Source organism: Mycoplasma aquilae ATCC BAA-1896 (genome assembly GCF_048074525.1).
Classification (GTDB): domain Bacteria; phylum Bacillota_I; class Bacilli_A; order Mycoplasmatales; family Metamycoplasmataceae; genus Mycoplasmopsis; species Mycoplasmopsis aquilae.
This window is the reverse complement of the sequence record NZ_CP182208.1, coordinates 895572-921520: the sequence shown is the minus strand read 5'-3', so window position 1 is coordinate 921520 and position 25949 is coordinate 895572. Positions and strand designations below refer to the sequence as shown.

Annotated in this window: 32 protein-coding genes; 27 read left to right on the top strand and 5 right to left on the bottom strand. The window is 27.4% G+C overall.

The window, feature by feature from the left end; genetic code table 4:
* Nucleotides 1–35: 35 nt before the first annotated feature.
* Both ACM0IS_RS03930 and ACM0IS_RS03925 read right to left on the bottom strand, forming a co-directional pair.
* On the bottom strand, nt 36–1175 hold the full coding sequence (locus ACM0IS_RS03930; RefSeq protein ID WP_416756205.1) for a DNA cytosine methyltransferase: 1140 nt from the start codon (nt 1173–1175) through the stop codon (nt 36–38).
* Nucleotides 1165–1389, bottom strand: a complete 225-nt coding sequence (locus tag ACM0IS_RS03925) for a helix-turn-helix domain-containing protein (RefSeq protein WP_416756204.1) — start codon at nt 1387–1389, stop codon at nt 1165–1167. Before ACM0IS_RS03925 ends, ACM0IS_RS03930 begins: the two co-directional genes overlap by 11 nt.
* Before the next feature lie 99 nt (nt 1390–1488).
* Here ACM0IS_RS03925 and ACM0IS_RS03920 point away from each other — a divergent pair, with 99 nt between their 5' ends.
* From ACM0IS_RS03920 to lepA, 3 genes are all read left to right on the top strand, one after another.
* On the top strand, nt 1489–1854 hold the full coding sequence (locus tag ACM0IS_RS03920; protein ID WP_416756658.1) for a helix-turn-helix domain-containing protein: 366 nt from the start codon (nt 1489–1491) through the stop codon (nt 1852–1854).
* 203 nt (nt 1855–2057) lie between these two features.
* Nucleotides 2058–2501 carry an IS30 family transposase gene (locus ACM0IS_RS03915; RefSeq protein ID WP_416756656.1) on the top strand — a complete coding sequence of 148 codons (444 nt, stop codon included), beginning with the start codon at nt 2058–2060 and terminating at the stop codon, nt 2499–2501.
* Between the two features lie 440 nt (nt 2502–2941).
* On the top strand, nt 2942–4750 hold the full coding sequence (gene lepA / locus ACM0IS_RS03910) for a translation elongation factor 4 (RefSeq protein WP_416756203.1): 1809 nt from the start codon (nt 2942–2944) through the stop codon (nt 4748–4750).
* Between the two features lie 101 nt (nt 4751–4851).
* Here the strand turns inward: lepA and ACM0IS_RS03905 are convergent, their stop codons facing one another.
* On the bottom strand, nt 4852–5064 hold the full coding sequence (locus ACM0IS_RS03905; RefSeq protein WP_416756201.1) for a hypothetical protein: 213 nt from the start codon (nt 5062–5064) through the stop codon (nt 4852–4854).
* 156 nt (nt 5065–5220) lie between these two features.
* Nucleotides 5221–5550, bottom strand: coding sequence for a hypothetical protein (locus ACM0IS_RS03900; protein WP_416756200.1), 330 nt, complete (start codon nt 5548–5550; stop codon nt 5221–5223).
* Nucleotides 5551–5677: 127 nt separating this feature from the next.
* On the opposite strand from ACM0IS_RS03900, the gene ACM0IS_RS03895 reads away from it, so the two are divergent.
* From ACM0IS_RS03895 to ACM0IS_RS03830, 14 genes are all read left to right on the top strand, one after another.
* Nucleotides 5678–5815, top strand: coding sequence for a hypothetical protein (locus ACM0IS_RS03895; RefSeq protein ID WP_416756199.1), 138 nt, complete (start codon nt 5678–5680; stop codon nt 5813–5815).
* 5 nt (nt 5816–5820) lie between these two features.
* The gene (locus ACM0IS_RS03890) at nt 5821–6093 is read left to right on the top strand and encodes a hypothetical protein (protein WP_416756197.1); all 273 of its coding nucleotides are present in this window, start codon (nt 5821–5823) and stop codon (nt 6091–6093) included.
* A complete protein-coding gene (locus tag ACM0IS_RS03885) occupies nt 6068–6589 on the top strand; it encodes a hypothetical protein (RefSeq protein ID WP_416756196.1) in 522 nt (173 codons plus the stop codon). The genes ACM0IS_RS03890 and ACM0IS_RS03885 overlap by 26 nt, the downstream gene beginning before the upstream one ends.
* Before the next feature lie 115 nt (nt 6590–6704).
* Nucleotides 6705–7061, top strand: a complete 357-nt coding sequence (locus ACM0IS_RS03880) for a hypothetical protein (protein ID WP_416754288.1) — start codon at nt 6705–6707, stop codon at nt 7059–7061.
* Nucleotides 7054–8289: a hypothetical protein gene (locus tag ACM0IS_RS03875; RefSeq protein ID WP_416756195.1), complete on the top strand. Its 1236-nt coding sequence runs from the start codon at nt 7054–7056 to the stop codon at nt 8287–8289. Before ACM0IS_RS03880 ends, ACM0IS_RS03875 begins: the two co-directional genes overlap by 8 nt.
* Entirely contained in the window at nt 8289–10214 is a 1926-nt protein-coding gene (locus ACM0IS_RS03870; RefSeq protein WP_416756194.1) for a type IV secretory system conjugative DNA transfer family protein, read from the top strand. Before ACM0IS_RS03875 ends, ACM0IS_RS03870 begins: the two co-directional genes overlap by 1 nt.
* Nucleotides 10198–11079 (top strand): hypothetical protein, encoded by an 882-nt coding sequence (locus tag ACM0IS_RS03865; protein WP_416756193.1) that lies wholly within the window; start codon nt 10198–10200, stop codon nt 11077–11079. The genes ACM0IS_RS03870 and ACM0IS_RS03865 overlap by 17 nt, the downstream gene beginning before the upstream one ends.
* Nucleotides 11054–11353 (top strand): hypothetical protein, encoded by a 300-nt coding sequence (locus tag ACM0IS_RS03860; RefSeq protein ID WP_416756192.1) that lies wholly within the window; start codon nt 11054–11056, stop codon nt 11351–11353. Before ACM0IS_RS03865 ends, ACM0IS_RS03860 begins: the two co-directional genes overlap by 26 nt.
* Nucleotide 11354: 1 nt before the next feature.
* Nucleotides 11355–11723 (top strand): hypothetical protein, encoded by a 369-nt coding sequence (locus ACM0IS_RS03855; protein WP_416756189.1) that lies wholly within the window; start codon nt 11355–11357, stop codon nt 11721–11723.
* Nucleotides 11724–12089 (top strand): hypothetical protein, encoded by a 366-nt coding sequence (locus ACM0IS_RS03850; protein WP_416756188.1) that lies wholly within the window; start codon nt 11724–11726, stop codon nt 12087–12089.
* Nucleotides 12082–12723 (top strand): hypothetical protein, encoded by a 642-nt coding sequence (locus ACM0IS_RS03845; protein ID WP_416756187.1) that lies wholly within the window; start codon nt 12082–12084, stop codon nt 12721–12723. Before ACM0IS_RS03850 ends, ACM0IS_RS03845 begins: the two co-directional genes overlap by 8 nt.
* Nucleotides 12724–12730: 7 nt before the next feature.
* Nucleotides 12731–13297, top strand: a complete 567-nt coding sequence (locus ACM0IS_RS03840; RefSeq protein WP_416756186.1) for a hypothetical protein — start codon at nt 12731–12733, stop codon at nt 13295–13297.
* Nucleotide 13298: 1 nt separating this feature from the next.
* The gene (locus ACM0IS_RS03835) at nt 13299–13778 is read left to right on the top strand and encodes a hypothetical protein (protein WP_416756185.1); all 480 of its coding nucleotides are present in this window, start codon (nt 13299–13301) and stop codon (nt 13776–13778) included.
* Between the two features lie 10 nt (nt 13779–13788).
* Nucleotides 13789–14424 carry a hypothetical protein gene (locus ACM0IS_RS03830; RefSeq protein WP_416756184.1) on the top strand — a complete coding sequence of 212 codons (636 nt, stop codon included), beginning with the start codon at nt 13789–13791 and terminating at the stop codon, nt 14422–14424.
* A gap of 20 nt (nt 14425–14444) precedes the next feature.
* Here ACM0IS_RS03830 and ACM0IS_RS03825 read toward each other — a convergent pair whose 3' ends face one another.
* Nucleotides 14445–14897, bottom strand: coding sequence for a hypothetical protein (locus ACM0IS_RS03825; RefSeq protein ID WP_416756183.1), 453 nt, complete (start codon nt 14895–14897; stop codon nt 14445–14447).
* A gap of 64 nt (nt 14898–14961) precedes the next feature.
* On the opposite strand from ACM0IS_RS03825, the gene ACM0IS_RS03820 reads away from it, so the two are divergent.
* From ACM0IS_RS03820 to ACM0IS_RS03775, 10 genes are all read left to right on the top strand, one after another.
* A complete protein-coding gene (locus ACM0IS_RS03820) occupies nt 14962–15477 on the top strand; it encodes a single-stranded DNA-binding protein (RefSeq protein ID WP_416756182.1) in 516 nt (171 codons plus the stop codon).
* Between the two features lie 11 nt (nt 15478–15488).
* On the top strand, nt 15489–15695 hold the full coding sequence (locus ACM0IS_RS03815) for a hypothetical protein (protein ID WP_416756181.1): 207 nt from the start codon (nt 15489–15491) through the stop codon (nt 15693–15695).
* 60 nt (nt 15696–15755) lie between these two features.
* Complete coding sequence (locus ACM0IS_RS03810; RefSeq protein ID WP_416756180.1) at nt 15756–17294, top strand: MAG3960 family lipoprotein; 1539 nt, start codon at nt 15756–15758, stop codon at nt 17292–17294.
* A gap of 171 nt (nt 17295–17465) precedes the next feature.
* Nucleotides 17466–19769 (top strand): hypothetical protein, encoded by a 2304-nt coding sequence (locus tag ACM0IS_RS03805; RefSeq protein WP_416756179.1) that lies wholly within the window; start codon nt 17466–17468, stop codon nt 19767–19769.
* A 14-nt stretch (nt 19770–19783) separates the two neighbouring features.
* Nucleotides 19784–20245: a single-stranded DNA-binding protein gene (locus ACM0IS_RS03800; RefSeq protein WP_416756178.1), complete on the top strand. Its 462-nt coding sequence runs from the start codon at nt 19784–19786 to the stop codon at nt 20243–20245.
* A 6-nt stretch (nt 20246–20251) separates the two neighbouring features.
* Nucleotides 20252–20731, top strand: coding sequence for a hypothetical protein (locus tag ACM0IS_RS03795; RefSeq protein ID WP_416756176.1), 480 nt, complete (start codon nt 20252–20254; stop codon nt 20729–20731).
* A gap of 6 nt (nt 20732–20737) precedes the next feature.
* Nucleotides 20738–21295 (top strand): hypothetical protein, encoded by a 558-nt coding sequence (locus tag ACM0IS_RS03790; RefSeq protein ID WP_416756175.1) that lies wholly within the window; start codon nt 20738–20740, stop codon nt 21293–21295.
* 12 nt (nt 21296–21307) lie between these two features.
* A complete protein-coding gene (locus ACM0IS_RS03785; protein WP_416754258.1) occupies nt 21308–21670 on the top strand; it encodes an Mbov_0395 family pilin-like conjugal transfer protein in 363 nt (120 codons plus the stop codon).
* A 12-nt stretch (nt 21671–21682) separates the two neighbouring features.
* On the top strand, nt 21683–23224 hold the full coding sequence (locus ACM0IS_RS03780) for an Mbov_0396 family ICE element transmembrane protein (protein WP_416756174.1): 1542 nt from the start codon (nt 21683–21685) through the stop codon (nt 23222–23224).
* A gap of 3 nt (nt 23225–23227) precedes the next feature.
* Complete coding sequence (locus tag ACM0IS_RS03775) at nt 23228–25933, top strand: Mbov_0397 family ICE element conjugal transfer ATPase (RefSeq protein ID WP_416756173.1); 2706 nt, start codon at nt 23228–23230, stop codon at nt 25931–25933.
* The last annotated feature ends 16 nt before the right edge of the window (nt 25934–25949 follow it).

Here is a 25949-nt window from a genome sequence, read left to right as displayed (position 1 = left end):
ATACAAAGCCTACCTATGTCAGGCAGGCTTAAAAACTATTTTAAATATTTAATTAAATATTCTTTGATTTTTTTAGCAATTGCTTTAGCCAATAATGGAGGAACCGCATTTCCGATTTGCTGATATTGCGAAAGATTTTTCTCCCATGACATAGTTGTTCTTTTACCTTGAAATACATATCAGTCAGGAAATGATTGTAATCTTGCTGCCTCTCTTGCAGTAAAGTTTCTATTTAAGTGGGGGTGAATAAAATTTCCTTGAAAACTAGCAGCAATTGTAGGTGATGGCTTATCCCCATATGGTCGCATATTATTTTGAGCATACACCTTACCACTAATTTCGGAAATATTACCCCGTTTTCGCTGCATATGTTCTTTTGGGACATCGGCTAAAGAACAGCCGTTAGGAATTATTTTAAATCTATCAATTATTCTTTGCGTATGTTTCATTGCAACATGATTATATACATCAGTAGAATTTTCGCGTGCCCATACTTGAAAATTTGTTTTTGGAGGCATTTTGTATTTTGATATTTCAGCACCTTCACCTGCATTGATTGGTTCTAAGTCAGAAATTGCTGAATCTATTGAAATATAGTTATCTTCATTAAATAATACATCTGGCTTTAATTCATCTGGATAATATGGAATATCATTTCTAATGCCAATAAAAATAACTCTTTTTCGTGTTTGAGGGACTCCATAATCTGCTGCATTAAGAATAAAATAAGTGGAATTATAACCGGCTTTTTTATATTCATCAAGAATAATATCTATCACTTTAATATTTTCTTTTGTTTTCATTGAAAGAATACCAGGTACATTTTCCATCATAAAAAATGGAGGCATAACTTGTTTAACAATTCTAATAAAATCCATAAATAAACTGTTTCTTGGGTCGTTTTTATCACGTTTTCCACTCAATGAAAATCCTTGACAAGGTGGACCACCAATTACACCCACAGGAGATATGTGACTGTCATAATAACTGTGAATGTCATGCAATTTTGTTATATCTGTTGTTATGACTGTTGCTTCTTTATGATTATATTTAAATGTTTCTGATGCTCACAAATCTTTTTCAACAGCTATTAATGTTTTAAATCCCTCCATTTCATATCCAGTGCTTAAACCCCCACAACCTGCAAATAAATCTATAATATACTTATTCTTCATAATCGATCCTTTCTATTTCGCATATATCACTTATATTACACTCAAAAAAACGACATATCTTTACAATAACATCTGTATTGATATTTTTGCTTCTTTTCATTTTCGAAATTGTAGCTGAACTAATATTGGTTGAATTTAACATCTGTTTCACTGTAATATCTTTATCTATTAAAAGCTTTCATAATTTTTTATATGAAATTTTATATATTCTCATATACTTATTATATAACAATTTTAATAAATTAAAAGAAAATCTTAGTATACTAAGATTTTGGAGTGTAATTTCCACTGCAACACTAAAATACCTAGCTTTATGCCAAGCATATGGAATCCTAAATGCATTGCAACACCCTATATAATATTTATAGGGTGTTTTTGTTTCTTCTTGCATAAGAAAAGCACCCTGTTTAATTGACGAACCGAGTGCTTAAATAATTATATAAGTATGCAGAGAAAATACAAACGATTATCTCGGAAAGAAAGAGAAAATATTGAGGTGTTGTACTTTACTAGTCATCACACAATAAGAGATATCGCTAAAATTATAAATAGAAATCCATCAACTATTTCAAGGGAGTGAAAACGAAATACTGTTAATAATGAATATGAGTCACAAAAATCATTTTTAATATCTATGCACAGATATCATTTTAAAAAATCGTTTACGTGAATAGATTAAAAATATACAAAATTCCTTAAACATTTTAAGGTTGAATATTCTAAAAGTGTAATGAGTATCGAGGCAACATGACATAAAGTTAAAAATAAATGGGATTGTTTTATGCCATCAATATCTACAATTTATCGTTGAATAGACTATTATCAATGAAAGTCTGACTGGTTAAAAAAGCCTAGATATAAGGCAAAAAAATCAAAGAGTAAATCGAAGTTTATAGACTAACTCATAATAAATATACTTTCCAAATTACACTTATACCACATAAAATCGATGATAGAAGTGAATTTGGACACTGAGAAATAGATTTGGTTATAGGTAAAAAAGCAGGAATTCATGATCATTTATTAACTCTAGTTGAAAGACAAACAAGACTTCTTAAAATTATAAAAATTAACGGAGAGGACCCATTTGAAATTAATAAAAAACTCTCAAAACTTATAACGATAATGGAAGGTGAAGGGATGTATGTTTATTCAATCACAGCAGATAATGGGTTAGAATTTGAAAAGCTTCAGTTTGTTGCTAAAAGGAAAGGCTTTCAAATATATAAGGCACAGCCTTATTGTTCTTTTCAAAGAGGAAACAATGAAAACGCAAATGGATTAATTAGAAGAAGATATAAAAATGAACAAATTTTGATAATGTAAATGAAAAATAATTGGAGAAATTAGAGAATGAAATTAATTCAAAACCAAGAAAAATTTTTGAATGAAAATCTGCTCTAGATATGTTTGAAAAATTCAAAAAAAAGTAAAAAGCACTTAGTTCACTACGGAAAATTAAATAACAATCGCAGAAAAAACTATGCCACAAAATTAGGTGTAGATTTTTAGTGTTGCACTGTACATAAGAATACAAGAAGCTTAGGCTTTGCTTTTTTATACTTTTTTCACTAGCGTGTAGACAAAAAAGTGCAAAAAGAAAACTCGCCGTGACGAGTTAATTATTATGCGAAAGGCGTGTATATTTAACGCAAGCAGCGATACCTTATAGATATCTCATTCTTGATTTCTCAAGCACTGACATTATTATACACCAATTTGGAAATTTACTAAAAAATTAACAGAAAAAATATAAAATATATAACATGAACAAAGACAAGATTAGAAACTTCTCAATAATTGCACATATTGACCATGGAAAAAGCACACTTGCAGATAGAATTTTAGAATACACACACACTGTTGCAAATAGAGATCTAAAGGCTCAATTTTTAGACTCTATGGATCTAGAACAAGAACGTGGAATTACTATTAAACTTAATGCTGTGCAAATTAAATATAAGGACTATATTTTTCACTTAATTGATACTCCTGGGCACGTGGACTTCAACTATGAAGTATCGCGTTCTTTAGCTGCCTCTGAAGGAGCTTTATTGTTAGTAGATGCAACTCAAGGGATTGAAGCGCAAACATTAGCTAATGTTTACTTAGCACTTGAAAATGACCTTGAAATCTTACCTGTCATAAATAAAATCGATTTACCAAGCGCTAATGTAGAGGAAGTTAAAGAAGAAATTGAAAATGTAATTGGGATTTCAACCGAAAATGCTATTTTAGTTTCAGCTAAAACTGGGCAAGGTGTGCCTGAATTATTAGATGCTATTGTCAAATATATTCCAGCACCTAAGAACGCTGATGATAGTAAGCCTTTAAAAGCGTTAATTTTTGATAGCTACTTCGATCCTTACCGTGGAGTTGTTATGCTAATTCGTGTCTTTGAAGGAAAACTAAAAACTGGAGATAGATTTATCTTTATGTCTCGTCCAGCTGAAGAACAAGCCTACCACGTAATTGATTTAGGGGTAAGAAACCCTTATGAAACTAAGAAGGATGAATTAGTAGCAGGTGAAGTTGGATGAGTTTCAGCGGCAATTAGAGATGCTAAAGAAGTGCATGTTGGGGATACAATTACTCTAGCTGAAAACCCTACAGATAAAGCTTTACCTGGATATAAGAAGATGAAACCAGTAGTCTTTACTGGATTTTACCCAATTGATACTAGGGATTACATGGATTTAAAAGAATCTCTTGAAAAAATTTCTTTAAGTGACTCATCAATTACTTGAGAACAAGAAACCTCAAAAGCTTTAGGATTTGGTTTTAGAGTTGGGTTCTTAGGTATGTTACACATGGAGATCTTACAAGAGCGTTTAGATCGCGAATATAAAGTAGGAATTATAGCTACTTCTCCCTCTGTAGAATATAAAGTAACTACTACAAAAGGTGAAGTAGAAATGATTTCTAACCCTACATTATTCCCTGATCGAACATTTATTGAAAAAATAGAAGAACCTTATGTAGAAGCAAGTATTTTTGTGCCTAATGAATACATTGGAAATGTAATGGAATTATGTCAAAATAAACGTGGAATTTATAAAGCATTAGAAACAGTTGATTCAAGACGTTCAAAAGTTGTTTATGAGTTGCCTCTAGCTGAAACCATTTTTGATTTCTTCGACAGATTAAAGAGCACTACTAAAGGATATGCTTCATTTGAATATGAATGAATCGGATATCGTGAATCTGATTTAGTTAAAGTAGACATTTTATTAAATGGTGATAAGGTGGATGCTTTCTCAATTATTACACACCGTGAAAAAGCTTATGAAGCAGCAAGAGAACTATGTCAAAAACTTAAGGATGCTATTCCTAGACAAAACTTCGAAGTCCCTGTGCAAGCTACAATTGGTGGAAAAATCATTGCTAGAGAAACAATTAAAGCTTATCGTAAAGATGTTACTGCCAAATTATATGGTGGGGACGTAACTCGTCGTCAAAAACTTCTTAAGAAACAAAAAGAAGGTAAAAAACGTATGAAAAAACTTGGGTCAATTGAAGTACCACAAGAAGCTTTCTTATCAGTATTAAAAACTAATATTGATCCTAAAAAATAATATTAATCAAAGAATGGAACATTAGCTTCCATTTTTTCTTTGCCCTCGTAAAGAAAAAAAGAAAAAACCTCTTATCGAGGTTAGATTGGGAATTATAGTTACTATAAATAATTAATGTGACCTGATGAAATATAAATTAAAAATTGATCACTTGCAATAGTATCTAAATATTCTTTGATTGCATCAGAATCAGAGTGAGTGAGGACAAAATAATTTAATTTTTCGTCATGAGTCATATCTACAACTCGATTTAGATATACTTGTGCCATAATTGAACGCATATATCTAATTAGCATACCTGAAATGAAAGGCATCAAGAAACAGACAATACAAATAAGAACAATAGACCAAGTTGGATAGCGATAAATATTATGGTTTGTTACTAAAAAAATACTCATTGTGATAAAAAAGCATGAGCAAAGCCAATAAAGAATGGCATAAAAGTAGCAAGAACAAAAAGTTTTTTGCAATTAGCTTGGGTCCTTATAATTTAAATAGTTCTCTAATTGAGAAGTATCAATAGACTTCCATTTATCAAGATTATAAATAGTTTCAGGATCTTGGTCAAAAGTAGGGCGACCACCTAGTTTCCCGATTGAATAAATAAATGAAAAGACTTGTCAGATGCAAAGCCAAAAAGGGTGCTTAATTATTTGATCTTTTTTAGTATAAGAATAATTAATAGAATCAATTCTTAAAATTTCTTTATGATTAAGTGCTACATTAAGGCAGAAACCTGATATAGCAGGGAAACAAATAGGCACTACATAGAGTTTAAAAATCTTACTTTTAGTTTTCATTTTTACTCCTTTCCTTTATTTAACTAATATTTTTAGGGACCGTGAAAAATGAGTGTGTAGCTCTACTTCAAAAAAGAAGTAGGGCTTTTTAATTAAGCCTTGCGTAAATGAAAAAGTGAGGTGAATTATGGAAAACACAAAATTTGATGCTAAAGATTACGTTAATATGAATGATAAAGCTATTAATACACTTAAAGGTATGAAAGTTTGTGTTAACAGAGAGTTTAGCTTGCTTTTTCACAAAAAAATGTACTTTTTGTTTTAATGCTAATGAAACACAAAGAAGAAAACAATGAATGTATTTCACTTAAAGAAATGAGTGAAGAATACGGAATTAGTTTGAATACACTTTGAGGTGCTACAAAATATTTAGTCGCAAATAATTTAATCATCAAGAAAGCTAAAAAGAATTTAAAGTTAATGATGAAATTCAATATGCAAAATATGGTGAAAAATATATTTCAATTGATAATGATGTTAAATGGAATTTATTATTTGCTGGGAATTTTATTACATTATGAATTTCCCAAAAATGTTAGTTAAAGTACGTAGTAAGAAAGATTTAGAAAACGTTGACTTACCTAACAAAGCATTTAGATTTCTTGGAATTAGTAGAGTAACAATATATAAACAACTTAAATTGATTTCTGAAGTTTTATTGAATTGTGATTTCAATGATGTTTTTTGCACTGAAAAAAATTCATACAAATTAGATAAACCTGTTTTCGAAACATATACAAAAGAAGAACTTGAAGAAAAAATGTTAAATGATGAAGAATTTAATATTGATAAACAACTGTGTAAACACTGTTGTGATTTAGAATATTCTTTACATAAGACTGATGGATATAACTGAACTCGGTTTCGAAAGAACGGGTGATGTTACTTTTATAGAAAATCACAACACAAAAATAAAATTTACTGAAAAAGTCACAAAAACAAAATAGTTAAATTTATCAAGTCCGGATTACAGTATTTTACAAAAAGAACAGCGAATAGTCAGCTGTTCATAAATATATTAGCTTTAAAAAGTTTCTAACAGTACAAAAATTATCCTTAAGTATTAAATAAATTTAATACTATTTTAGCTCAAGCCTTGAAGCTTGTTTAGTGATAATTTGTTAGTTATAGAAAATGATTATAGAAGGTGATTTATGAAAGTTATTTCTAAAATAGAAGAAAGTTTTGTTTGAGTAAATTTTAAGAATTTTAATATTACTGATTTTTACAATAAATGAATTAATATCAATAATGATATTGACGAAAAATCAAGACATTTTGAAATAGTTAAGTTTTTTAAAAAAATTGCATCTAAACTTGACGTTAATATTAAAAATATTAATTACTCCTTTGAAAATAATTTTATTAATTTTGAATTAGATAACAATTCAGATATCACTAAATTTATAAGTGTACTTATTAAAAAAGACAATAACTTTGCATTTAGTAACATAACAGTGAATATTGGTAAAGTTATTTCTAGAGAAATAGGCTTTGATATAAATGGATAATTATTACACATCTTTTGAATTCACTAAATGAGGATTATCTAAAAGTTTGCTTAAAGGGCAAAATGAAGTACACGATTATGATTTTTATGCAAGTGGTACTTTTATTGACTACATTGCAAGAAGTGATGCTGTATATGTGCAAGACGATATTGATACAGATACTTTATGAAATATGTATAAAGCATCTAATTTAACATTTAAAGACTGATATAACACTCGTAATAAGCAAAATCTAAAAAGCAATAAGAGTGGAGCGTATAAATTATTCGAACAAGCTGATGATGTACCTATAGATAATATAAAAACTGATTTTAGTCAAATTAAAAAAGACCAACACATTTGAGAAATGATTATTAATTTAGGTAGTGATGGTGAAAAGTACTTTTTTATTGATAAAGAAAAATGAAATGATGCTTTAAACAAAACATTACCAACACTTTTAAGAAAAAATAATTTATCTGCAAATAATATTACTGGGTATTGAGCTATACACTGTAACACCGGAAATCCTCATATTCATTTAAGTTTTTGAGAAAAACTGCCTAACATTGAGCAAAATGGAAAGTTTATATATAGACCAAAAGGCGCATTTAACAAATATTCATTAACTATGTTTGAAAAAATGTTTAAAGCTGAAGTTCAAGCAATTGCAACGATGAATTCAAATCAAATTTCAATTAATGAAATAAGAAAATCCAAAAAGGAAATTTGAGATAAAAGAAAAGAAATCAAAAACGAATTAAAGAATTCACTCAAAATGTTTAATGATGAATTGCTTTGTTTAAATAAAGTTAAAGAAATTAAGGCTGAATTAAATAGTAAGGATAATAAAACATTTGCTAATTTAAGTGAAACTAATAAGCAAAATGTATTCGAAATATTTAATTATTTAATTAGAAATAATGAAGAGTTTAAACATTATGTTGATAGTTATAAGAATGCACTTAATGAAATTGAAGATAAAGAGTATCCATCTGAATTTTTAGACAATTATGTTAATTCATTTATAGAAAAGGAAAATGATGAGTTTATGTCACAGGTAGGCAATATTATTTGTAAAACAATTGATGCTTTAGAAACTAAAAATTACATTGATTATTATGTACCTCAAAAAAGAAAAAGTGAAATTGATTGAATTATTAAAAGATGAAAGTGAGAAGCTAATCGTGCTTTATGAATTAAAAAGCAACAAGCAATAAGAAATTTTAAAAAGGACGTACTTAACTAATGCTAGCGAAAAATAATAAATTTTGATTAATAATAAAATTGTTTTTAAGTTTTGTTCTAACTCCATTTGTATTAACTTTTGCTATGTTTGTGATTTTACAAATTATAGTTGTGGGAAGCAATGTTGTTAAGGAGTGAGTATTAAAAGAAACTAACTTTTGAAATGGCGTAAAAATCATTTGAACAGTTGATAAGTGGTATATATATCGAGTTTGAAATGTATTAATTCCACTGATTGGTTCACTTGCTTGCTTTATTTATCTTGTTCTATTCCCACAATTTAAAAACAGAAAAGGGGATAATAAGGAAGTCGAGGGCTGATTATATAACGAAGAAAATAAAACTGGAAATTGAAATAAATTTAGAAAGATATTTAAAGGTGGCGTAAATGGTTTTGCTTTAGGAAAAATTAAAGGAAGCTTTTATGCTAATGATAATGATACTCACGCAATCGTGATAGGAACAGCTGGTAGTGGTAAAACTCAAAAAATATTATTACCTAATATTGAGTACCTTGCAAGTGTAAAGTCTAAAAGTAATTTAGTTATCACAGACCCTAAGGGAGAAATTCTAGCAAGTAGTGGAAATATACTCAAAAATAATGGATATAAAATTGTTGTCTTTGATTTAGTTGACACTAGAAAATCTATTAAATGAAATCCACTTAAACTTGCTTGAGAACAAGTTCATAATAAACCAAAAGATGAAATCACACAGTATGAAATATCACGTGCATATGAAAGTATAAGCGACGTTATGAATGCTGTTTCCAAATCTATATCTGAAAATAAAAATGAAAATGATATTTGAGAAAGAAAAGGTGTTGATATCGTTGAATTGGTTCTTAAATTTATGCTGCTATATTCACTTGAAGATGATAATTTTAAACTAAATGACTTTTCAATTGCTAATGTGATGCAATTTATTAGCGAAAACAATTTTAAAAAAGGAAAATGGGTTGAGAAACTTAAAAAATATAGATATAAAAACGATGAATGAAAGAAACTTTATGCTAGCTGAGAAATTTATTTTAATACTAATAAAGATACATTAACATCAGCTTTATTTAATGCTTCAGATTTATGCGCTCCTTTCGCTGCATCTCCGGAAATTTCAAGTCTAACAAGTAATGATACATTTGATGTAAAAGAATTATTAAGAGGTGAGCAACCATTCGCTATTTACATTAAATACAATGATGCTAAAACGAAAATGAGATTTCTTATTTCACTATTTGTTACTCAGCTATATCAAAATGCAATTGATATAACACAAGAAACATCAAATGGGAAATTAAAAACTCCACTCAGATTTATGCTAGAAGAATTCAATTCACTTCCTAATGTTGATATTGCAAATTGAATGGCTATATCACGTTCTAGAAAAATATTTTTCTGCATTGTACTTCAAGATTTTGAACAGCTTGCAAAATATGGTGGTAGGGATAAAACAGATGAATTGATTAAAAATCAAGCTAGATTACTTTACTATTTAGAAACTAATTCGATTAATACACTTGAAACAATTTCTAAACTGCTTGGTAAAAAGATTATTAAAAGAAAATCAATTACCACAAATTCTAATGGAAAAAGTGAAAATGTATCTGAGCAAGAAAAAGATTTAATGAGTGTTGATGAATTGAAAAATAAGAAAACAAAAAATGTAATTATCTTTACTGCTGGTAATAAACCGGTAATGGTGGCTCCTAAAATGTTTTATGAGTATCATAAGGACCTAATTCCGTATGAAAATGATTATGTAAAAGATGAATTAATTACAAAAGCATTTGATTTTGAAACTTTTAGTTTGCATAATGTAGCGGATGAAATCGAGCAAGAAAACATTGATGAACTATTGAATAAATATAAACACAGTGCTTGAAGTTTTTTACTAGAAGGAGCAAGAAGAAATGTTGGATTTAAGTAGATATGATGACTTATCAATTGAGCAAAAAAGAGAACACACAAAAGAATATATCGATACTGTAAAACAATATGCGGAAAAGATATTTTCAAATCGGAGAGAATTGATGTCTTTTTTGACTTTTATCGCATATCAATTCAACGTCTTTAATGTTTGAACTTTAATTTATTTATATTCAAAAAGCAAAATGGACTTATCACTAAAACAAGGCTATATATTCTTTAAGGCTCAAATTGAAGAAAATAATTGAGCAAGTTATATAAATTCCATTTCTGATAAAAATATATATCAAGCTCTTGGTACTTATACATTAGAAGATGAGGGAAAAAATAAAATATTTTTCTATGAACTTATTAATTTAAAGGATGTTATTAACATTACACAAGACCTTGCGGGCAAGAAACTTAGATATATCGATAGAGATATTAAGGTTGATGCTTTAATAGGATTTAAAAGAGAATTGGAAGCTAAAGGATACAATATCAAAATTAACGAAGATATTAAGAACTACGGCGGAATAATCGATTTAGAAAATAAAAAAATCTATGTATCAAGAGATTTTGAAGATGATGTAAATGGGTTGGATAATAAATGAAGTTATTATGCATTGTGATATTTAATGGCTCGTAAGTTACAAAACAATATGCAATTAGAATTAGAAAAGAAAAAATCAGAAATTATTCTAATGCAAAAGATGTTAAAGATTTATTGCAAAGTTAATGATGTGTTATATGGAGCATATATTGATGACTTGGAATTTCTTGGCTTAGATATCTGAGATAAAGTAATAAATTTTGAAGCATTGTATTTGGAAGTACTTGATATTTTAAAGGAAGTACTAAATGATAGTCAGCCTAAAACAACTTAATGAGTTTAATAACGGAATACTAAAAGCTGATTTTAAAAATTTTTGTGAAATCAGTAGCTTGTATTTGTATTTAGATTTTGAAGCACTTGTAGATGACGACTTAAAGCAAAATGGATTGTGTTCAGCATATTTGTTTTATTTTGATTATATAGACTTATACAAGAAACTTAAGATTAGTGACTTTTTATATGTCGAAGCATTTTTGGAAAAATTAAGTGTTATAGATGAATATCAAGTTATTCGAATGTTTGTAAATATGATTAAGGAGGAATAATATGGGATATATACAACATAAGGGATTAAAGCTAAAGTGTAGTATTAAAGATTTTAATGAACTATTTGACCAAGAAGTGGTCAAAGAAATTAAGGGTTACATAGATTGATATGATGTACTTGATGCTTTAGAAATTACAAGTAATAGCATAAGCTTTGCATCATTAATTAACAAAAAAACCGTTTATGAAATTAAAGATATTACAAAAAAAGATGTTGCAAGATTTAGAAATTTTATATTCAGTTCTATTGACTTAATGAGCAATAAGAAACTAAATAAAGAATTAAAGGATATAGCTACACTTAAATTCGATTTCTTTAAATACACACGCCAATACTGACTAGATATCACCACTGATAAAGGGATATAGATGAAAATGCAACAAACTAGTTATAAACTAAATTTACTTGATAATGGAAGATTGATAAATGAATTTAAGGCTTGACTATTAGAAAATAATATTTTTGAAATTCAAGATTTGAAAGAAAAGTTAGATATTGGATTAAGAGAAAAAGGTGTAAATGCTACATTTAATTCATTGATTAATTCTGAATTAAGAAAAACATTACTCGAACATAATAAAGGATTTATTTTTTTGAGTAAGGTTGAAAAAGAAATTGATGGATATGTATTAAAATGAGAAACATTTTTAACAGATGATGAAGTAGTAGATATGTTTTTTAAGGATACAAATACAAAAAGAATACAAAAATCAATAAAGGAGAGCGATGAATAATACTGAAGAAAAAGTTTTGAAAAAAAGAGACGAATTAATAAAAGGTCTCGAAAATCAAATTGAATGGATTAAACAAGATGAGTATTTTGATATGGATGTTATTTATCTTAGATTAAATAGTTTTATTCAAAATAACATTAGAAAAGAAAATAGATTACTAAATTATGGAATTGCGGAACTTAATAATTCTATTAATTTAATTGAAAGAGGTGTATGAGACGGAACTATAACTTCAGCGGAAGAAATAGCTTTTGTTTCGTTTTCTCGGCCAATGGAAGATGGTAGTTTAACTTTTTCAGATAAGCTTGCAAAATTAGAATTAGATGCTGAGTTTGATAGTTTTCAAGAGATAAATGAACTACTATATAAATCTAACTTAGATATTGATAAGTTTGATAATGAACTAATTCATATTGCTGCTGTTGAACAAAAATTAGCTAAGGCATTAAATGAAAAATTTTGTTCAATGTATGTTAAAAAATTTGCTGATAATTCAAGCATAGATGATAAATCGCTTTTATTATTATGTGCATATGAATTAATGCAAGATAATGGTTATGACTACAAAGAAAAAATTAGTCAAATTAGACAAGATGTCGAAAATTTATCAAGTACACCAAAAAATAGTAAATAGGAGAAATATGAGATATAAGACAGAAGAATTAGATTACATAAAAAACAAAATAGATGCATATAGCAATACCTTTGATAATGAAGAAAAGGAAGAATTTGCTGATGTATTAGAAAATATGGATAATGTATTTTCAAAAATTGCATTTACTGATGGAATGAAATTAGAAATCTTACAAAAAATTTACCTTGTAGATGATTTTGATGAAATATTTGAAAAGCATTCACTTGGTGAGTTAAAACAAATAGATGAAATAATTACTGACGAAGATGATTTCGAAAATTATGTAGCTAGATATCAATATGATAACAAGGTATATACCGATATGGAACATTTTGAAAAGATATTAGATGAAAATTGAGATGTAGTTGGTTGAGAAGATATTGCATTTCAATATCAAGGTTTATGCGCTGGGGTAAATAAGCCTCAAGTGGTTGAACTTGATGTTTATGAAACGAGAATAAATAATAATTGAGCAAGCTATGATGAATTTAAAGATTATCTTAGATATGACTATTTAGTTGATGATGCATCACAAAAAATTCGAAGCGAACTAGGTCAAAGTCAAAAAAGATAATATGAAAACTAATTTTAATAGTGAAATATTTAACAAATATATTGATGCATTAGAAAATAGAAATGATGCTGATGCTGATGTATTTAAAGTGCTAGATGAATATTTTTATGCCTATGAATATTGTGCAAAAGATACTAGCGAATACTTAAGATATGTCCCTAGTGAAAAAGAGATGCTATGTAAAATTATAGGTCTTCCACCAATAATTGCTACAGAAGAAAACATAAATGAATTTATTAATCAAGTTGATTTAACAAAATTACAAGCTGCTAATGAAACAATTAATTTTATTGTAAGAAAGTTTGAACCTTATAATTGCGGACAGATTTCAAGGTATTTTGAAAAATACTCAAAGTCCGAAAGATGTAATCAATTTAATAAGGCAAAAAAATTAATTAGTGGAACAATGCATAAAGATTTCGAAAAAATTATGCAAGAAAAATACGCTGAGTTAAATGAAAACAAAACTCAGAAAAAATAAAGGAAGTTGTATGAATAAGTACTATTACATTTATTCTCTTGGTGATGATTTTATTGCCGTAGTTCCTAGTTTTGAAATGTTTGCATCTAAAGAAAATCAAAATTCAAATAATCTTGGATATGGCAAAACAAGCTTTAATAACAAGGTTTTTCAATTTCACTGTGAGCGCTGTAAAGAAATAGTAAAACAAGAATTTTATAAAAGTGAAGAAATGAATTGAAAAGCATTTTGTTTTGATGAAAATGATAAAAGTAAAACATTAGAAATTTTCTTATATTTTGGAACTGAAGAATTACTGAGCTATAAAAAAGTCTTAAAAAAATTTCGAAAGTTATATAAAGAGTTTTTACAACAAAAAATACAAAACATTTTAGCTATAGATGAAACTAAAGCAACAAAAATAAGTCTTATCACTCCATACTTTAATGAGATTAGTAACTTTTGAGGTAGTTTTTGATATGAATGCCTTATCGGTTTTGAGAGTGATTATTATCCATTAAAAGAGTATGAAAAACATTATTCTATGTGAAACGCAAAATATCAATACGTTATAGATAGTTTTGATAAAGATTACTATTCTAGAAAAGCAAATGATGAATATGTTGATTTATTAGAAGTTAAGATAAATGAAATTTTAGAGGAATAAAGAAAAAAGTAGTTTTGCAACTACTTAATAATGTTGATAAATTCTCCAGCTTTTAAGCTTTCGAAATTTAATAATTTCAAATATTTCATTCAACTGTTATCTTTTGTTCTTTCATATTTGAATTGATAAACAATTTTAATAAATAATGCATTTTCAAATTGGGATAAATAGTGTGGTATATATTCTAGCCATTTTGAATTTTTTCTAGTGTATTTATTTGTTTGCTTATTGACTTTAGGGATGGTTTTATTATTAGGATTAACCTTATAAACGTAATTATCTTGATAATTCATATCAATGAATAAAATTCTTTTTATGGGCGATTTGATTTGGATTATTAAATTACAATAAGGTATTTGCTTATCATTGCATTGCGTTATTTTATTATCGCTAGCTTCATCTAAAATATCATAATCATAATTATTAGATTGTAATTGACTAATAATAGTATCTCTAATTTCATTAAATTGCATTTATTCTCCTTTCTAGTGCTTAGCACTATAACAATTATAAATTTAATAAACACAAGGTGGTTATATGAACAAATTATTTTTAAGTGGCTCAATTGCGAAAAGCTCAGTTAAAAAAATAACAAGTGATAAAGTGATGGTTTATACATTTCAAATCAGATGTAAAAAAGAATACGGGCAAGGCTATGATTTTATAAATATTACTGCATTTGGGAAAACTGCTGAACATTTTGAAAAATTCTATAAAGAAAATAAATTTATAGAAATTATCGGACACATAAACCAAACAATTTTTACTGATAAGAATGAAAAGAAGCAATACAAGGAACAAGTAATTGCTGATGAAATTCATATTATCGAAACAAAAACATTAGAAGAAGCAATTGAAAATGTTGCTGATGAAAATATAGAAATTAAAGAAGAAATTGAAACTCAAGAAACAGAAAAATTAAATGAAGTTACTGATTTAAAAAATGAAAACAGTAGCTTAGAAGATGAAGTTTATGAAACTGAAATATTAGTTGAAAACGACGAAGAAAATGCTTCATCTGAAACAAATACTCAATATGATGAATTCTATTAATGGAGGCAAAAATGGAAGAAAAGAAAAATGAAGTAACAGAAAATGTTACTGAAAATAAAATTATCAAAAATCAAAATAGAGAAAAAAGTCAAAAAGGACTAAATAATTTCTTTAATCCTAAGAACAAAAAGTCACAAATTATTTTATTTAGTGCTTTAGCAATATTCTTAGCATTCTTAATTGCGATTATAACAATTTCAGTGCTAGGTATTATATAAAAACAATGTTATAAGGTTTTTAAATTTTAAAATGATAAAATTTAGTTATAAAGGAAGTTTATGAAAAGAAAATGATTATTAGCTTTTAGTTTATGTGGCGCATTAATAGCACCACTTAGTGCTGTGTCTTGTAATAAAGATTTTGTTTGAAAAATTGGTTTTGATACTTACAAACCTAAAGGTGATGGAAAAAAAGATAAAAATAAAGAAAATCCACCTTTAGAAAAAGGTGGAGACAAAATTGAAGCGCCAGTATTAAGTGATACATTTGCATATAAAGATAAAACTTATTATCTAAATAATTCTGATACTTGAAAGACTTATCAAGATAGAGAAAAATGAAGATATGACTATGAAGCTGTGGCTGAAGAAAATAGCTGAATGGAGCAAAAGATAAAACAAGATTTAAATCTTGGAACATATATTGCTGAAGTAAACACTGCTGGTGATGGAGTTATTTCCCAAAATATTCCATCGATTGCATTCATTTCAAAATATGTTAGAAATCTTGATTTTACTAAAAATGGAAAATTAGTAAAAAAACAAGATGGAAGTTATGCTACAAGTGAACAATACAAAATGCTACTAGAAAAATTAAAAGAAATTTTAAATCCTAGTGTAAAAACAGATTTTGATAGTAGAAAATATGGTGCTAGATATGCGGTAGAAATAGTTAAGCCAACTGAACAATATCAAGTTGAAAGTTGAAATATTCTAGTAAATAGTATAAAAGACTTAGATATATTCTCTTATTATTCAACCACAAATCAATATGCAAATAAAATATTAATAGCATCTGTTGAATTGGCACAAAATTGATGAAATCAAAACGGATATACTTCACCTTATGGTGGATGATACAATTATCCTAGTAAAAATAAATCATCAACCACTTTAGAGGTATTAATAAATGGATATCCAGATTTAACAAATAGCACAAATATTTTTGATGATGTGTCGGTAGCATTTACATCATTAAATATGGGTGTAAATGAGGCAAACCATCCAAATTATACTTACGGCAATGATATGAACCTTTATCTTAATCTAATATCTTCAAGTTATATTAAAATGCAAATGCTTCAATATCAATTGTTAAATGATTATTTAGATTTCTTAATTATGATGAGTAATAAGCAAGAAGATGAAACTATTAAACAACATTTAGCAAAAGAAGAAAACAGACAAATTTTAAACAAGTATCACAACAGATTAATTGAGTATCTACAAGCAAAAATGATAGTAGGAACTACTATTCCACGCGAAGATGGTACTTTTAAGAATTATGATTTAACTTTATTTGCTGGTGGGCAATATACACGAGCAAGTGATTATCAAGACACATACTTATGAGCTAAAGAACAATTTGAAAACGTTACACTTCCTTTAATGTATGATGAAAATAATACATCTAGAGATTTCAATAGAGATTTCAATAATCAATTTACAAAACAAGATAAATATCAACTTATTTGAACAGCACTAGAAAAAAGTACTGGGGCAAGCAAGCCTAGCGTGCCTAATGATACAGCATTAGCAAGCAAGCAAAAAGATATTTATCAATATGCAACTGAATTATTTGGTTATGAAACAGAATAATAAATATAAATCACCATACATTAAAACTAAAGAAAAAATCATTTTAGAAGATAGAGATATTAGAAATAAGTTCTTAATAGAACTTATGAAGAAAAATATTTAAAAAACCTTATAACATACAAGAATTTATTTGTGTGTTATGGGGTTTTTATTTTATGAAAGGAATACAAAATGAAATTTAAAAAATGATTTATGTTTCCGGTAATGGGAATGAGTGTAGTTACGCCGATTGCTACAATGTCTGCTACAACTGCAAATGAAGAAGCGAAAATTGAAAAGCTGATTATTGTGCCAGAAACAGAGGTTATTGTAAAAAACTTCAAGCCACTTTATATTGAACAATATTTAAATATACTAGATTTTTACATAGATAGTCTTAAAGAAAATATTCGTCAGGCTTATGGTGATGAAAAGATAGAGAAAAGTCGTTGAACGAACAAAACAGAAATATATTATACAAATTACAAAGAAAATATTAAAAATACAGTTTTTGCAAAAACTTATGTTGAGCAAAATGACTATTTTGATATAAAAAATAAAATATCAGACTTACTAAAAACCGATATCAATGATGAACTAGTGAAGTTGTTAATTAATCCTAATGAATTAAAAGAATATTTTAAGAGTACTAGAACTTCAAAGATTAATGATTTTAACACGAGATTTGATATTACTAGAAACACAAAATTCGATTATGCTAAATATCAATATGCAAAAACTGTTAATTTATTAATGGCAAAAGAATTCAACACCGACAACAAAGAAGCTGTTAAAGCATTATGAAATAGTATGGATGAGATAGTTAAGGAATTAATTAAATTTAGTCCAAACATCAGAAAACAAAAAGAAGATTTTGAAAGAAAATTTAAATCAAATCAGACTTTTGAAGATATGTTTTATAACAAGAAAAATAGAATAAAAGAATTCAGAATAAATGAATATATTAAAAATATCGATACAGAAAATGTTTTTGCTTATAAAAAATCAAACTATAACTTTAAAACTAATTATGAAAATAAATTAGAAGCTGAAGAAAAAATAAATATTTCTAAAAAATATTTAACTTATGATGAATTTAAAAGCTTATTTTATATTTCAAGTGGCAACCCTTATAATTCAAAAATTCAAGAATTCAACAATTATAATGAACTAACAAATGCTATTAAAAATGATAGTAATTTTAGTGGGCTTAGCAACGCATATATTGAAGATGTGGAAATACCTAGGCATTTAGTAGTTATGGAAAAATATAATAAAATGTTGAAAACTCAATATAAATTATTAAAACTTTGACTGTCAGACGAAAAAAATTATGATATTTTAGACATAATTAATTTTAATAATTCTTCAACTCAGTGATTAAAAAATTTAATAAGTATTAAATTAAACGATTTATACACGGAAGAAATTTATACTGATGATGCGTTTAATAAGTATATGGATGCAAACTTTTATTTCTATTGAGTACAAACTGGTGATGTATCTAGAAACGTTGAAGGTAAATCTATCGATTATCAAACTTTTATAGAAGGCATAAAAGAAAACAAAAATGCAATAAATGAAATGAGAGAAATTTTTGATACAGTATCAATGCATTGATTTCCATTGCATAGTTTTGGAGCATATGCATTAGGATATGCTGGTGTGCCTTTAGACTTTATAATAAACAATTTAAATGATAATGAAACATTGAAGGAAATAAAATATATTATCGAAAATAGTAATAATGATACAGATACTAAAGAAGTTTATTTCGACACTTATATTCAAAAATTAAAAGCAATTAAATCATCATTTAGCATTTCACCAGAAATAGCTAATAAGCAAATTGAGAAGTTGCACAATATCGAAAACGAAATTGTGAGCGAACTTAATTTAAATAATAAAAATAATAGTGAAAAACTGCTGATATTAAAAAGTTTTTTATCATCAATGGTAAGAAATTATGAAAATTTTTTAAAGGAAATATCAAAAACAGATGATAAAAGTAAGTTAGAGCTTAAGCTAGAAGAAATTAATACGATTAAACAATCTGCTTTTATCTTAAAAGAACTGGCAAATAAAGTTATTGATTATATGACTACAACAAAACAAATTGATTTATCACAACAAAAAGGAAAATTAAATAGTTTAAATTTAGAAACAGATAACATCAATGATTTAGTAAATAATTATCACGAAGCATTATTGTTATTGAGCAAATTACCATTTACTGAAGAAGATAAAGACACAGTCTTTAGTGAAAAGTTTGATAAAAATTTCAACAAAATACAAAATAGACCTGAAATGATAACTTTATTAAATGCCTTGCCAAAAAATACAAAACCACAAATAGTTATTAAAGATGCTGAAATAACACCACAAGAAGATAACAAAGGATTAAATCCAATTTTTGCTGGATTAATAAGTGCAACTGTGGTTTGTGGTATAGCTGCATTAATTGGACTTGGATTACTTATTAAACGTAAAAAATAAAAGAGGTAAATATTATGATTAATGAAATTAAACTAATGGGGAGAATTTCAAATGAACCCAAATTACAAGAAACCGCAAAAGGAAATCAATATGTAAAAATTGATATTGCTGTGGATACAAAAGGAAGCACTAACTTTATACCGGTTACATTATGAAACAAAAGCGCTGAATATGTAGTAAATAATTTAGAAAAAGGTGCATTAATTATGCTACAAGGTAAGATTAAATGCAATGTATTTACTAATGCAAGTGGTTATAACCAAAAACAATTAGAGGTTGTTGCTGATACTATTACTTGTTTAGAAACTAAAGCTGTACGTGAAGCAAGAAAACAAGATGTTGTAGAAAGCGAAGAAAATAATGTAGAAGAAAATACACGTAAATATGTAAGAAATGAAAATATAGATTATGAAGCTATAGAAAATATTAAACCTCAAGAAGAGGATGAAGAAGAAACATCATCAATGAAAATGTAGGTAATTATGGATAAACAATATTTATTAGATTTAGGATTAGAAACATTAAATTCATCAATTCATTTAATTGAAAATAGATTATTAAACACTAATGAGGAATTAAATTGAAATGATGTTTTAGATGAATTCATTACTGAAGATATTTTTACAAAACGTGGTATTACTGAAGACGAATTAGATTTATGCATAAGAAATAACTTTACTATTTATGAAATCATAAATATGAATGAAATTATTTCATATCAAAAGGATGATGATTATGAATATGTAGAACCTTTTGAAATGAGCTGTTATATTACTAAAAACCTTTTAGACGCTAAATTAAGTGAGGAAATTCTTAATATTTATAAAAAGTATCCTAATGCAAATGATAATGAAATACTTTTATTATCAATTTATTATAACCTTGACCAAAATGGATATGAAGGTTATAAGGAAAAAATAGAAGATTTTGATAATGAACAGTCTTGCGGAATGAAAATGTAGGTGATTATGGATAATTATCAAGATATCGAAGCGCTTAAATCTAATTTAGATGATATTTTAAATGAGCGTAAAAACCTAATTCAAAATGCTTTAAATGATTTCGAAAATGATTATAAAGATAGCTTAAATTCTGAAGAATTAAGTAACGCTAAAGAATGAATTAAAAATTTAAAGGATTTTAATAATTTAGATGTTGAAATACTAAAAGATGCATTACAAGATGCCGAAAATGCTAAATTCTATCATTATTCCATAGAAGATATTAAGGATAATTATGGTGACTTTATGGATAACTATGATGCTTATAATAGTATCTTGTATGAAAAATATATAGAAAATGGGCAAGATGATGCCGAGACTTTTGAATACTCAAATATAAGGGATGATTTAAATTTTCTTTATATTAATGATATTCAATGTCTTTGTCTACTAAATCTTATTAAAGATGTTTCTAATGATGAATATTATGAAACATTAAAAGATTTAAATATATCTACAGATATTTTAAACATAAACGAAAACTTAAATTTAGATGAAGAATGTGCTTCATCACTAAAGAAATAAAGGGAGGTTCTTATGAACGACAATTTAATTAAATTTTTTGAAGGTGGAAACAGTGAGACTATCACGACTGGGATTTCACAAATCGCACAACAAGTGCAAACATATGCAAATATTATACTTGGAGCTTTAGCTGGTTTATTTGTGCTTGCGATGGCTATTATATGTGCTATTGCTTTCTACAAAGGAGCAAAAAGCGAAGACGAAAACGAGAGAAAGAAACAACTTGATAAAGTTAAATGAGTTTTTATTGGATTTATTGCAATTTTAATCATTTGAGCTTTAACTGGTGCAATTACTGGTATTATGCAAAATGCATTTATGAATGGAACTGGGTCAAAAGCTGAACTAGTAACAAGTGCTTTAATTAATTTATAGGAGGTAATAAAAATGTTTGGTGGGCTATACTATTCAGTTTTTAGTACTTCATCAACCATTTTTGTTGCATTACCATTAAAACTTATTTCGGTGATAGTGCAAGCATATCAATTAATAGCGATTGATTTACCGCAATATATCCTCTTTGGTGTCAGAATACAAGATGGCATAAATGGTGCTGAAGTTCCATTTATGTTCGTTCGATTTATTGTAGTCTCATTGATATTATGGGTATTTATGGTTATGTTTAGTGTTGTACGGATGCACTATGCAAAAATGGATGATAGTGATAATTATGTAAAAATAGCAATAAAAAGAAGTGCTATTGGTACATTATATCTAATAGGTATACCAATTATTATTTTTGCTGCTAATATGATTATTTCTTTAATTGTTGGAGTAATTTTAGGAGAAGGTGGTTCTACTACATTGTCCGATACAATTTGAAGTTCTTTATATGATAAAAAAGCGCTAGCTAATAGAATTTCATTTGAAGAATGAAATAAATGAGGTTCGAATTTTAGTGAAGGGGAATATGTAATACCGAGAGGATATTATGATAAATTAAATTGAGGTGAAGGTGCTATGGTTATTGTTACTGGCGCAATGATTTCACTTGGAACAATTTATTGCTTGATTATGGGAATAATGCTAGTTGTTGGTAAGGTATTACAAATGTTTTGATTATTTATGATATCACCTTTTGTTATATCTGCTGCAATTTGCGATGATGGTAAGCGCTTAAAGATATGACGTACGCAATATATTGGAAAGCAACTTGCAATTTTAGCATTCTTTATTGGAATACAAATTTATGTACAATTTGTTTCACGCGCTGGTAGCTATATTAATGCTATAGATAATATTAACTTTTTATTAAGAATACTTTTATCTGTTGCACTATATGTTGGTGGTGCTTTAGCAATGCAAAATTTTGGTTCTGAAGTGGCGAACTTTATTGGAGAAAGTGCTAGTGTTAAAGAAGGAATGCAAGATATGAAATCAATTGTGACTGGTGGTAGAGCGCTTGGTATGATGACTAAGGCCGGTGTTGCTGGCGCAGCTGGTGCAGCCGTAATGGCTAAAGCTGCAACACACGGAACTTCTGGATTATCTGTATATCGCCAACGTAAAGATATTAAAAATATGCAAAGAGCCGGAAAAATTAGTGGAGCTGAAGCTAGAAAGCGCATTAGAAACTTACACGAAAGCACAAGACAAAATCGAGCAAATGTGAAAGCTGATAAACAAGTATTTAATGAAAGAAGAAATAACTTAAGACAAGAATTAAAAGCTAATAAGTTTGAAAGCAAAATGTATAAGAAAACCGGAGATTTGGATGGATATACTGACGCACAAAACAATTTAGCTAATTCAAATCAAAAGTTAAATGACTTTGATACAAAATATAATCACGGACTTAAAGGTAAATTAAACCACTGAAAACAAGCAAGAGAAGCAAGAATGGAAAAAGGATTAAAAAACGCTAGAGATTACTATGATGGAAAAATTAAAAATGATGAAACAAAAAATATAAATGGAACCGAGGAATAAAAGATGATGCTACAACCTAAAGGTAATAATAAAAATAAGCTTTTAATTTGACGAGATTTTAATCTTGGAGATTTTGCTGTTGCTATGGCGCTAGCTGTTCTTTCATTTGTTCTAGGATTTACCATCTTACCATCAAGCGTAAATGAAATATTTAAACTAATATTAACAATATTTTTTATGATTTCATTTAGCTTTTTGCTTATTAAGAATAGAAAATATAACTGTAGAACATACGTACTAGGCTTTAGAGCCTTAATGTACTTATTTTCAAGTAAAAAATATACAAAAAATAGTACTAAAGGTAATACAACTTTTAATCTGTTTCCGTACGAAGATATCGAAGATGAAATGTATATTAAAACCAAAAACATCAAGGGTGGAAAAAGATATTTGGGTGTAATTGCATTTAGTGGTAATAATCCGTGAAGCGAAGATGAAAATGATGCTGAAATGTTTATTAAACAATTTACAGATATTTTAGATGCAAGTGAAACTCAAATGAGTATTGTAAGATTACGTGATTTAGAAGATTATTCTAATAATGTTAATTGCCTTAAAAAGAATAGAAAAGAAAAAGAAATTTTATTAGCTAAAGCAAGCGAGGAAGTCAAAGAAAACTTTAAAAAATATTATGATGCTAGAATGCAAGATTTTGAAATACTTGATACAAATTATGAAGTAGATAAATACTATTTGGTTCTATATTCTAAAAATAAAAATAACGTTTTTAAAAGTTTAAATAACGTTTCAGACGCTTTAGATAAAATGGGGCTTTTAAATGAAATACTAAAAAAGGAAAAGCTGTTTAAGTTTTTAGCTAACAAAGAAGATATTGATATCGATAACGAAACAATTGAAAAATATTTTTCAGCTGAAAATTGAGAAGGTGATGACCATATTTATTTAGATGAGCTGCTTACTGTGGATGAAATGATTTTTAAAAAGAATTATTTCAAGAAAAATGAGTTATTTTACAGCATACAAGTAATGAGCGATTTACCATTAAAACTGCCTAACAATTGAATGTTACCACTATTAAGTAATAACTCTCAAGTTGTTGTACAATGTGTTCCATTTAACGAAGATATGCAAGCAATAATGCTAGATAAGGGTACAAAACGTACTGAAGATAATATTAATGGGATTAAATCAAAATACGCCAAAAAGACAAATGAATTACAGCTTGAAGCGATTGAATATTTACAAAATCAATTGATTACTAATCAAAATAAACTTTATGATGTTCAATTTCTAGTTATTAATAAAGCCAATTCATTAGAAGAATTAAAAGAAATTGAAAATAGTAACTTTAGAGAAGCGCGCAAAAGCAAAATAAACTTAAATCCTTTACCATTTAAACAATTTGAAGCATATTCACAGGCTTGTTTAATTACGACAAATAATTTAAAAGAACAAATGGAAATGAGTTCTTACAATTTAAGTCACGGTTGAGCATTTGAAAATGCGATGGTAAATGATGGAAACATTAATATTGCATCATTAACTTATGATACTGCTGAGCCACTTATTATTAATAGATTTTATAAAAATAGTAGTAAAAGAAGTAACTACAATGCTTTTGTGCTTGGAAGTTCTGGAAAAGGTAAATCTACTTTTCTTGGAAAAGAAGTTCTTTCATTACTAGCCGAAAATAATAGAGTATATATTTTAGATATTCAAGGCGAATATGTTAAATTATGTGAAAAGTTTGGTGGTGAAGTTATTGACCTTGGAAGTGGTAAAAACACTACATTAAATCCACTTGAAATCAGATATCAACTTTATGATGAAGACGAGGTTGATGCTTTAGGAGTAAAACTAATAATTAATAAACATCTTGAATGACTAGAGGCTTACTTTAAACTAATTTGCGATGAGTGAAAGACTGCGCAAATTATGATGATATTAAAGCTAGTTAAAGGGTTATATGAAGAAATGGGCGTTTATAAGATTAAAACTATTGAAGAGATTAGTAATTTTAAATATCCTATAATGAGTGATTTAATTCAATATGGAAAAAGATATAAACTGCCTAAGGGAGAAAACATTACAAGCAAGCAAATATTGCTAGCTGATATTGTTGAAACGCTAGAATACTTGTTTGAAAATAATGGTAAGTATGAATTTATTTATAATGGGCAAACAAATATGAACTTAGATAGTGACTTTATAGTCTTTAATATTTCTAAATTAGATATTGCTGATGATGAAATATCAGCTGTTGCTGTATTTGTACTTATCTCTTATTTACAAACTAAGATATTTAATAATTTTATCTTAGATAAGAAAGTAAATACAACAATTCTTGTTGATGAGTTCCATCGATTTAAAGATAATAAACATACAATGGATGCATTATTCTTTATGACTAAAACTGTTAGAAAATATAATGCTGGAATGCTTATTGCATCACAAAATCCATCAGATTTCTTAGCTAGTGCGGATGCAAGCAAAAAAGCTGAAGCTATTATGATGAACTCTCAATATTCTTACTTTTTTGGGTTAAGACAAAATGATTTAGAAGCTGTTAAAAAGCTGTATGAAAATAGTGGTGGGTTAAATAATTCGATTACTACTTTCTTGGCTAAAGCTGATATTGGAACTAATTTAACGTCACTGCACGAGTATTCAAAAATAAAAGCTGAAGTATTTTACAACGATTTTGAAAAAAGCATTTTATTTAAACAAGGTAGTTTTGGTAAAAACTAATTAATTAGTTGAAAGG